Origin of the sequence: Actinomadura sp. CNU-125 (assembly GCF_001942465.1) — a bacterium.
Lineage (GTDB): Bacteria > Actinomycetota > Actinomycetes > Streptosporangiales > Streptosporangiaceae > Spirillospora.
The window spans coordinates 1-9593 of record NZ_MKJY01000205.1; the positions used below are offsets into that span (position 1 = coordinate 1).

Here is a 9593-nt window from a genome sequence, read left to right on the forward strand (position 1 = left end):
CGGGGGGAGTTCGAGGGGGGCCAGGGGGTGCAGGTGTTCGCCGGTGATCGCGAGGGGTTCGCGGGAGGTGGCGAGGATTCGCAGGTCGGTGCCCCCGGCGAGCAGGGCGTCGACGAACTCGGCGGCCGGTCCGATCGCGTGCTCGCAGTTGTCGAGGACGAGCAGCGCGCGGCGTCCGGCGAGCCCGTCGGCGGTTCCGTCGTCGAGGTCGGGGAGGCCCGCGGCGGCCGTCACGGCTTCGGCGACCCGGTCCGGGGCGACGCCCGCCATCTCGACGAAGACGATCCCGTCGGGGAAGCCCGACACGGCGTCGGAGTCGGAGTCGGGGGCGGCCGCGCGGGCGGCAACCTCCAGGGCCAGGCGGGTCTTGCCGACGCCGCCCGGGCCCGTGACGGTGACCAGCCGGGCTTCGCGGAGGGCGGCGGCGACGGCGTCCGGTTCGGTGTCGCGGCCGATCAGCTCGGTGCGGGGGACGGGCGGACGTGCGGCGGCGAGAGGCGCGAGGGGCGGGCGGGCCGGGACGTCCAGGGACGGGTCCTGGCGCAGGATCGCCTGGTGCAGGGCGGCGAGGCCGGGCCCGGGGTCGAGGCCGAGTTCGTCGCGGAGGCGGTTCCGGACGCGGTCGTAGCACTGCAGGGCCTCGTGCTGGCGGCCGGAACCGTACAGGGCGCGCATGAGGGCGGCTTGCAGGCGTTCGCGCAGCGGGTGCCGGGCGGCGAGGTCGGTCAGGTCGGCGACGAGCGCGCGGTGCTCGCCGAGGGCGAGGCGGGCCTCGGCGAGGTCCTCGCGGGCGGCGAGGCGGCGTTCCTCCAGGCGAGTCGCGGCGGCGACGGCGAACGGGGCGTCGGCGAAGTCGGCGAACGCTGGACCGCGCCAGAGGGCGAGGGCCTCGGTCAGGACGGACGCGCGCGGCGCGGGGCCGGGTTCGGTGCGGGCGGTGAGGGCCTCGAAGCGGTGCGCGTCGACGGAGTCGGAGGCGAGGGCGTAGCCGGGGGCGCGCGCGGCCACCAGCGAGCGCCCTCCTGGTTCGGCGTCGTCCAGGGCCCGGCGGAGCTGCGAAACCTTCGCGCGGAGGGCCGCGGCGGGGTCGGCGGGCGGGTCGCCGTCCCACAGGTCGCGGATCAGCCGGGCGGCCGGGACGGGCCGTCCCCCGGCGGCCAGCAGCGCCGACAGCAGCAGCCGGACCTTCAGCTCCGGAACGCGGACGAGCCGGTCGTCGTCCGTCCGGACTTCGAGCGGGCCCAGTACACCGAAGCGCATGTGATCACCGTAGCCGGGCCCGAACCGGACCGAAATCACACCCGAACACGGCCATAACGGCGTTGGCGCAGGGTGTGCGCGACACCTTCCGAACGAAACGGGGAGACATGATGACCGCAACGGCCGCGCCGGACGTCCGGTCCGGGCGGGGGCGCGCGCATGGCTGGGCCTGGCCGTGCTGGCGCTGCCCACCCTGCTGCTGTCCATCGACAACACCGTGCTGTTCCTTGCGATGCCGCACCTCGGCGCGGACCTGAACCCCGGCCCGGTCCAGCTCCTTTGGATCATGGACGTGTACGGGTTCATGATGGCGGGCTTCCTGGTGACGATGGGGGCGCTCGGCGACCGCGTCGGCCGCCGCAGGCTGCTGCTGTGCGGGGCGGTGGCGTTCGGGGCGGCCTCGGCTCTCGCCGCCTACGCGAGCAGCCCGGAGATGCTGATCGCGGCGCGGATACTGCTGGGGCTGAGCGGCGCGACGCTGATGCCGTCGGCGCTCGCCCTGATCGGCACGATGTTCCCGGACGAGCGGCGGCGCGCGCTCGCGATCGGCGTGTTCACCGGCTGCTTCATGGGCGGTGCCGCGCTCGGCCCGGTGGTCGGCGGGGCACTGCTGGAGAACTTCTGGTGGGGTTCGGTGTTCCTGCTCAACGTCCCGGTGATGGCTCTGCTGCCGGCCGCGGCGCCGCTGCTGCCCGAGTCGCGGGCGTCCGGGCGCGGCCGAATCGACCTCGTGAGCGTCGGGCTGTCGCTGGCGGCCGCGTTCCCGGTCGTCTACGGGCTGAAGGAGCTGGCCGGCGACCCGCCGGCGGCCGCCGCGTACGGGGCGCTGGCCGCCGGGACCGGGTTCGGGTACCTGTTCGTGCGGCGGCAGCGCGCCTTGGCCGACCCGCTGCTCGACGTGCGGCTGCTACGGTCCCGGACGTTCGCGGCGGCACTCGCCGTCGTGTGGGCGACGATGGTCGTGCAGGGCGGCCTCTACCTGTTCGTCAGCCGTTTCCTGCAGACGGTCGAGGGGTTGTCGCCGCTGGAGTCGGGGCTGTGGCTGGCGCTTCCGGCGGTCGCGCTGGTCGCGGGCTCGCTGCTGGCGCCGCTCGCGGCGCGGCGCGTCCGTCCGGGACTGCTGATCGCGGGAGGCATGGTCCCGGCGGCGGCGGGGTTCCTGGTGGCCGGGTCCGCGGACGGCAGCGGGGTGCTGATGGGCGGGCTGACGCTCGGGTTCCTCGGCCTGTCGCCCGTCGGCGCGCTCGGCATCTCGCTGATCGTGGGCGCCGTGCCGGACGGGCGCGCCGGTGCGGCGGCCGCGCTGGCCGAGTCGTCCGGCGAGTTCGGCATCGCGTTCGGCGTCGCGTCCCTCGGTAGTGCGGGCGCGCCGCGTACACGGCGCTGATCGCCCTGCCGCCCGGGACGCCGGCCGCCGCGGGCGACTCCATCGAGGACGCCGTCGCCGCGGCCGCGGGGCTGCCGCCCGAACCGGCCGCCGTGCTGCTGGCCGCCGCCCGGGACGCGTTCCTCGCCGGATTCGGCGTCGTCGCAGCGTCAGCGCCGCGGCGCTGCTCGTGCTGGCCGTCGTCGCCGCGGTCGCCCTGCGACACCTGCCGCCGATCGGGCCGGACGGCGCGGACGTCGCGGACGGCGCGTGAGCGCGGTCAGGCTCCGGGGCCCGGGCGGGGGTCGACGTCGGTGGGGCCGAGGGGGGCGCCGCACGCGTCGCAGGTGAAGCGGGGCGTGAGGGAGCCGGGGCAGCCGCGGTGCCCGACGATCACGGGGGCGCTCCGGGGCGTAGTGGCGGTCGCCCCACAGCAGCAGGGTCATCATCGCGGGCCACAGCTCGACGCCCTTGCGGGTGAGCCGGTACTCGTAGCGGTCCGGGCGCTCCTGGTACCGGACGCGGCGCATGATGCCCTCGTCGCACAGCCGCCCGAGCCGGTCGGTGAGGACGTTGCGGGCGACGCCGAGCACGTCCTGGAAGTCGTCGAAGCGGCGGACGTCCTCGAACGCGCTGCGGATGATCAGCAGCGTCCAGCGATCGCCGACGACCTCCAGCGAGCGGGCGATCGAGCAGTTCTGCGACTCGTAGGTGCGGGGCAGTGCCACGCCCCCGAGGGTAGCCGAGTTTCGTGGTGAAACGCCGGGCCCGGGACGGGTCGTCCCCGTCCCGGGCCCGGCGCACCGGAATGCGCGGTTACTTCAGCTTCTTGCCGGCCGACTGGAGGCTCTCGCACGCCTCGACGACGCGGGCGGCCATGTTCGCCTCGGCGGCCTTGCCCCACGAGCGCGGGTCGTACTGCTTCTTGTTGCCGACCTCGCCGTCGACCTTCAGGACGCCGTCGTAGTTGCGGAACATGTGCTCGGCGACCGGACGGGTGAACGCGTACTGCGTGTCGGTGTCGACGTTCATCTTGATGACGCCGTAGGAGACGGCCTCGCGGATCTCTTCGAGCGAGGAGCCCGACCCGCCGTGGAACACCAGGTCGAACGGCTTGTCCTTGCCGTGCTTGGCGGCGACCGCGTCCTGGATCTCCTTCAGGACCTCCGGGCGCAGCTTGACCGAGCCCGGCTTGTAGACGCCGTGCACGTTCCCGAACGTCGCCGCGAGGATGTAGCGGCCCTTCTCGCCGATGCCGACGGCCTCGGCGGTGGCGAGCGCGTCGCCCGGGGTCGTGTACAGCTTCTCGTTGATCTCGTTGGCGACGCCGTCCTCCTCGCCGCCGACGACGCCGATCTCCATCTCCATGATGATGCGCGCCTTCGCGCACTCTTCGAGGAGCTCCTCGGCGATCCGCAGGTTCTCGTGCAGCTCGACCGCGGACCCGTCCCACATGTGCGACTGGAACAGCGGCTCCTCGCCGCGCGCCACCCGCTCCTGCGAGATCTTGATGAGCGGACGCATGAAGCCGTCCAGCTTGTCCTTCGGGCAGTGGTCGGTGTGCAGCGCGATGTTGACCGGGTACTTGGCGGCGACGACCCGCGCGTACTCGGCGAGCGCGGTCGAGCCGACCACCATGTCCTTCACGGACTGGCCGGACAGGTACTCGGCGCCACCGGTCGAGACCTGGACGATCCCGTCGCTCTCGGCGTCGGCGAAGCCGCGCAGCGCCGCGTTCAGAGTCTGGCTGGACGTGACGTTGATGGCGGGGAAGGCGAAGCCGTCCCGCTTCGCACGGTCGAGCATCTCCGCGTAGGTCTCGGGCGTTGCGATGGGCATTTCAGCGTCCTTTCATACGCGCGGTGCCGCCGGGCATCCGGCCGGGCGGTAGCACCCGGGCCCCCGCCGGACGGGCGGGAACGCCGGGTCGGGCATGCCGTCCACGGTCAGTATCTCGGTCGCGACGCGCGCCCAGCTCACCAGGGTGCGCCACGGCTGCCAGTATCCCGGATTTCGCGCCGGGAGCCAGCCGGGACGCGCGCCCCGCATCGACGATCGCGGCGCGCCTCCGGCCGTCCGGCACCGCGCCCGGGCGGGCGGCGGGCGGGCGCCGGACGGGCGGACGGACGGGCGGGCGCGGACGGTCGTCGCCGCGCCGTCCGGGGCCCGATCGGCGTCACCGTCCGTGAGATCCGGAGCCAAGGGAACAAATCGGACAGAACCGCGAAGAAGAATGTCCCTGAAGAGTCACGTCCGTCGCTCAGCGGTGACAGTTATCGCTAACCTCCCCATGTGGGACGTCATCGGTCGGACCCCAGGGGTCTCGCACGCATAGCGCTCGCGGCTTTGGCCGTCGCCGCCGTACTCGCTCTGCTCGTCGTGGGCGGTATGGCTCTGGTGAACGCGGTCTCCGGCGAGAGCGAACAGTCAGGGCCCTCGGCCACCGCCTCAGCTGAAGGCGGTGGCGGGGGCTCCCCGTCCCCGTCCGGGGAGTCGGCCTCGCAGGCGCCCGCCCTGGTACTGCACGTGACCGGGCCTCCCACCAGCGTCATCGTCCAGGTGCCGAACGGCAAGATCCTCTACAAGGGGACGATGGCCACCGGACAGACCTTCCGCTACACCGAGACGCCGCTGTCGGTCGTCGCCACCAACGGCGCGTCCCTGGAGGTCACCATCCACGGGCAGGAGCAGGACGCGGCGCAGGCCGGCCGCACCGAGTGGGCCGTGCCGGAACAGCCCTGACCGACGCCCCGACCCCCGGACGGCCGCCCCCGCTCCCGGACGGCCGCCGACCGTCACCCGAGGCCGAGATCGGCCACCTCGAACGGGTGCCGGTACTCCAGCCCCTCCTCGGCGATCCGCGCCGCGGCCCCCCGCTCCAGAATCGTCGCGACGGCCACGACGTGCGCCCCCGCCTCCCGCAGCGCCTCCACCGCGGTCAGCACCGAACCGCCCGTGGTGGAGGTGTCCTCGACGGCCAGCACGCGGCGTCCCGCCACGTCCGGTCCCTCGATCCGGCGCTGCAGCCCGTGCGCCTTGCCCGCCTTCCGCACCACGAACGCGTCCAGCGCGCGCCCCCGGGCCGCCGACGCGTGCAGCATCGCCGCCGCGACCGGGTCGGCGCCGAGCGTCAGCCCGCCGACGGCGTCGTACTCCAGGTCGGCCGTCGCGTCGAGCATCACCGACCCGACGAGCGGCGCGGTCGTCCCGTCCAGCGTCACCCGACGCAGGTCCACGTACCAGGACGCGCGCTTGCCCGACGACAGCACGAAGTCGCCGTGCACGACCGCCTTGGTCTTGATCTGTTCCAGCAGCTCATCACGATCGCTCACGGGGAAACCCTATTCACCCCGCCCGCGCGCGCCGCGCCCGCCATGTACGGTGCCGGGGAGGAGGACGACATGACACCCGGAACCCTCGTGCTCCTGCACGCGCCGAACACCGGCTCCGCCGCCTGGGGCGACCTCCCCGAGACCCTCCGCTCCTACGGGCTCGACGTCGTCGCCCCGGACGTCGCCGAGGGCACCGGCTCCCGCTACGTCGCCCGCGCCGCGCTGATCATCGCCGCGACCGCCCCCGCGACCCCGCTCGTCCTCGCCGGGCACGGCGCCGCCGGTCCGCTGCTGCCCGCGATCGCCCTCGCCCAGCGCGCCGCGCACCGCGCCGTCGGCGGGTACCTGTTCGTCGACGCCGACCTCCCCCGCCCCGCGCAGGCACACGACCACGACCACGAGGGCGGGCACGAGCACGTCCCGTCCCCGCCGGACTGGCCGGACGCGCCGTGCGCGTACCTCCGCACCCACGCGGACCGCACCGGGGCGCCCGGGCACGCGCAGGCCGTCCGGGAGGCCCGCCTGCGCGGCTGGACCGTCACCGAGCACGAACCCCCGACCACGGTCGCCCAGTCGCTGAGCGAACTGCTCACGACCCTCTGAAGCCGCTCCCCGCGCGACGGGTCAGGCCTCGTTCAGGCGTTCTTCAGCAGGTCGTCGAGGAGCGCGTCGTAGTCGTCCTCGCGGCGGCCGAGGTCCATCCGGGCGCGGTAGCGCAGGCGCAGCAGGGCTTCGAGGCTGTCCTCGGCGATCGCGACGTCGTCGGGGCCGGGCGTCAGCGACTCGGCGGCCGGGACGGGCGGCCCGGCCGGTTCGCCGGGGCCGCCGACACCGGTGCCGATGGCGCTGTCGCGCAGGGCGAGGACGACGTCGGCGCCGCTGGTGGCCCAGTCGTGCGCGCCGGTCGCGTCGCCCTGCGCGTAGAGGACCTCCGCGACCGCGCGGTACACCTCGGGGTCGCGGGGCCGGTCGGCGCGGATCTGGTCGACGAGCGTGCGGGCCTCGTCGGCGCGGCCCAGTTCGAACAGCGCGTCGGCGAGGTAGGCGCGCGCGTCGCCGTAGGTCTCGCCGCCGTCCTCCAGGGCGCGGCTGTAGAAGTCGGCGGCCTTCCCGTGGTCGCGGCGTGCTGCCACTGCTCGCCCGCGCGCAACAGGACGTTCGCGCGGGACACCCCGCCGGACACCGTCTCGGCCAGCTCGGCCAGTCGCCGGGCAGCCGAGATGTGATCGCCCGTGCGCAGGGTGTCGAACTCCAGGTCGTCGAGGTCGTCTTCCGTCACATGCGTCACGCTTCAACGCTACCCGTCGGTGCCCCGCCGAAGCGGGCGAATCTGCGATGTCGGTGAATACCGGTGCGTATCCGGCAGCTCACCTGCGAGAACGTTCCAGTGCGTCCCAGAACCCGCGGCGCAGCGCGTGCCGGACTTCGTCGTGCAGCAGGAAGTCGATCGGCAGCGACGAACCCTGCAGCAGGCGCGCCTCCAGGTCGGAGGGCATCCGGGGCTTGCGGGCGAGGACCGCCTCCAGCCACAGCGCGGGCGCGTCGCGGGCGACGGACTCGCCGAAGTCCTGCCCCTCCTGGTGCGCGGCCTTGACGGCCTCGGCCAGCGACGGCGAGCTCTGCTGGGCGGGCACCGGGGAGAGCTGCTGCGGCCCGGTGTAGGGGCCGGGCTGCCGGTTCGGCGGGAGCGACTGCGGCGCGGACGGCGGCGACGGCGCGGGCACCGGCGGCGCCGTGTACTGCTGCGCGGCGGGCTGCGGCGGCGCCGCGTGCGCCGGACCGGTCTGCAGCGGCGACCCGGGCTGCGAGGTGCCGCCGCTGAACGACGACCCGAACCCCGCGGAACCGGACGTCCCGGTACTCGGCACGCCCGAACCGAGGATGTCCCCGCTCAGCGGGCCGGTGCTCGGACCCGTGCTCGGACCCGCGTTCGGGCCGGTGTTCGGACCCGAATCGAGGACGCTCGGGCCGAACCCGCCGGTGCCGAGGCCACCCGACGCGGGCGGCGGTGGCGGCGTCACGGGCGGCGCCGGCGTCGGCGACGGTCCCGTGGACGCGTGCGCGCCGGACGGCTGCGACGGCAGCGCGGACGGACCCGTGGACGGGCCGGCGGGGGCGGCGCCCGGCGACGCGGACGGGATCGGGGACGGCATCGGGGACGGGGCGCCGACCGGCGGGCCGGTGCTCGGGCGACGCGGGCGGGCGCTGTGCGCGGACGGCTGCTGCAGGGAACCGAGGGTCGCGCCGTTCCCGTGCCCGTTCGACAGCGGGCTCGGCATGGAAGAAGCCGCGGGCGCGGGACGACGCGGCGGGCGCGGCGGACGCGGTCGGCGACACCCGATCGGGACGCCCGGCAGCACGGAGTCGGGCGGCGGCGGGGTGAGCGCCGCGATCGGCGAACCGGACGAGCCGGACGTGCTCGCGCCGTCCATGCCCGCCAGCAGGTTCACGTACGGGCGCAGGTGACCGGCACCGATCTCGATCAGATCGTCGCACTCCTGCCGCAGCACCCGCGAGATCGTCCAGTTGCCGTCGACGGCGACGTGCACGACGGTGACGCGGACGCCGAGGTCCTGCGCGTCGGCGACGACCTGGGCGAGGTCCTCGTCGCCGCTGATCAGCACCGCCTCGGCGAGGGCGGCGTTGCGGGCGAGGGTCATCAGGTCGCGGTGGATCTCGGTGTCGACGCCCTCGCGGCGGCCGGGGCGGATGCGTCCGAGCCGGAGCTTGAGGCCGGGCAGGTCGGCGATCGAGTCGTGTTCGAGGCCGCGGCGGCCCTCGACGGTGGCCTCGTACCAGTAGCAGCGCAGCAGCGGCAGCCCGGTACGCTCATTGGACAGATTGTTCAGTAGCTGCAGGAGGCCGCTGAAGTCCCAGGACACGGCGTCGCGATGGCGGGTGCCGTGCACCGCCATGGCGCCTTCGCCCAGGAGATAGCCGGCGTCTACGAACAGCGCGCAGCGATCCATGCGACACCGCCCTTCTTCTGGCACGGGAGCTCACGGGGTGCCCACTCCGCGGTCAGGCCGGCGAGCGTGACCATTTTTTCGGCGCCTGCCCTTCCTGCTGTCGGGGACATGGGCGGCGTAGTGACCTCGGGCGTCAATAGCGTAGTGAAGCCCGTCAGCCCGGAAGGCCAATACGGCGATTCGCCACTCTTTCATGGCGTCCGGCCGGTTCGCGACTCCCCGGTAACAACGAATTGGCGACTTCGGTGGACGCTACCAGCCGTTTCCTTCCGCCCCCCGGCTTCCACCTGATCTTTACGGGAACGGGCAGGTGAACGGTTCGGGCGGTGCCGAGCGCGACCCAGGCTTCACGATCGCATGGCGCCGCGACCCGCTCGGGGTGACGAACTTATGGCGTCGAGGTCAGTTTGGACGTCGACGTCAACGTCCACGTCGACCGCCTGCACATCTACGTGCACGTCCACCTTCACCCGCGTCCGGACGAGCGCGCGCACCTCGACCTCGCAGTCCGCCTCGACGATCGGCGCGGCCTCCGGCTCCGGCTCGGGCTTCGGTTCCGGCTCCGGTTCCGGCTCCGGCTTCGGTTCCGGCTCGGGCGCGACCGGACGCTCCGGCTCCGGCTCCGGCTCCTCGACCGGCTCGACGACCGCCGCCGGGACGACCTCG

At 74.2% G+C, this 9593-nt stretch carries 11 protein-coding genes; 3 read left to right on the forward strand and 8 right to left on the reverse strand.

The window, feature by feature from the left end:
• On the reverse strand, positions 1–1260 hold a 1260-nt coding region (locus BJF79_RS23070; RefSeq protein ID WP_143220102.1), incomplete at its 3' end, for an AfsR/SARP family transcriptional regulator.
• 175 nt (positions 1261–1435) lie between these two features.
• Here BJF79_RS23070 and BJF79_RS23075 point away from each other — a divergent pair.
• The gene (locus tag BJF79_RS23075; RefSeq protein ID WP_262402446.1) at positions 1436–2647 is read left to right on the forward strand and encodes an MFS transporter; all 1212 of its coding nucleotides are present in this window, start codon (positions 1436–1438) and stop codon (positions 2645–2647) included.
• Between the two features lie 149 nt (positions 2648–2796).
• On the opposite strand, the gene BJF79_RS23080 is transcribed toward BJF79_RS23075, so the two are convergent.
• The 3 genes from BJF79_RS23080 to BJF79_RS23090 form a co-directional block, all read right to left on the reverse strand.
• The gene (locus BJF79_RS23080) at positions 2797–3354 is read right to left on the reverse strand and encodes a winged helix-turn-helix transcriptional regulator (protein WP_262402447.1); all 558 of its coding nucleotides are present in this window, start codon (positions 3352–3354) and stop codon (positions 2797–2799) included.
• Positions 3355–3442: 88 nt separating this feature from the next.
• Entirely contained in the window at positions 3443–4465 is a 1023-nt protein-coding gene (gene fbaA, locus BJF79_RS23085) for a class II fructose-bisphosphate aldolase (protein WP_075900370.1), read from the reverse strand.
• A 12-nt stretch (positions 4466–4477) separates the two neighbouring features.
• Complete coding sequence (locus tag BJF79_RS23090) at positions 4478–4828, reverse strand: hypothetical protein (protein WP_075900372.1); 351 nt, start codon at positions 4826–4828, stop codon at positions 4478–4480.
• Positions 4829–5152: 324 nt separating this feature from the next.
• Between BJF79_RS23090 and BJF79_RS55735 the strand changes: the two genes are divergently transcribed.
• Positions 5153–5368 (forward strand): RodZ domain-containing protein, encoded by a 216-nt coding sequence (locus BJF79_RS55735; protein ID WP_083733709.1) that lies wholly within the window; start codon positions 5153–5155, stop codon positions 5366–5368.
• A gap of 53 nt (positions 5369–5421) precedes the next feature.
• On the opposite strand, the gene pyrE is transcribed toward BJF79_RS55735, so the two are convergent.
• Positions 5422–5958 carry an orotate phosphoribosyltransferase gene (gene pyrE, locus BJF79_RS23100; RefSeq protein WP_075900376.1) on the reverse strand — a complete coding sequence of 179 codons (537 nt, stop codon included), beginning with the start codon at positions 5956–5958 and terminating at the stop codon, positions 5422–5424.
• Positions 5959–6027: 69 nt separating this feature from the next.
• On the opposite strand from pyrE, the gene BJF79_RS23105 reads away from it, so the two are divergent.
• Positions 6028–6561, forward strand: a complete 534-nt coding sequence (locus BJF79_RS23105) for a hypothetical protein (RefSeq protein ID WP_083733711.1) — start codon at positions 6028–6030, stop codon at positions 6559–6561.
• A gap of 32 nt (positions 6562–6593) precedes the next feature.
• On the opposite strand, the gene BJF79_RS23110 is transcribed toward BJF79_RS23105, so the two are convergent.
• From BJF79_RS23110 to BJF79_RS61240, 3 genes are all read right to left on the reverse strand, one after another.
• On the reverse strand, positions 6594–7091 hold the full coding sequence (locus BJF79_RS23110) for a tetratricopeptide repeat protein (RefSeq protein WP_262402448.1): 498 nt from the start codon (positions 7089–7091) through the stop codon (positions 6594–6596).
• Positions 7092–7325: 234 nt separating this feature from the next.
• Positions 7326–8927 (reverse strand): NYN domain-containing protein, encoded by a 1602-nt coding sequence (locus BJF79_RS23115; RefSeq protein WP_075900378.1) that lies wholly within the window; start codon positions 8925–8927, stop codon positions 7326–7328.
• Positions 8928–9274: 347 nt separating this feature from the next.
• On the reverse strand, positions 9275–9593 hold a 319-nt coding region (locus BJF79_RS61240; RefSeq protein ID WP_262402449.1), incomplete at its 5' end, for a hypothetical protein.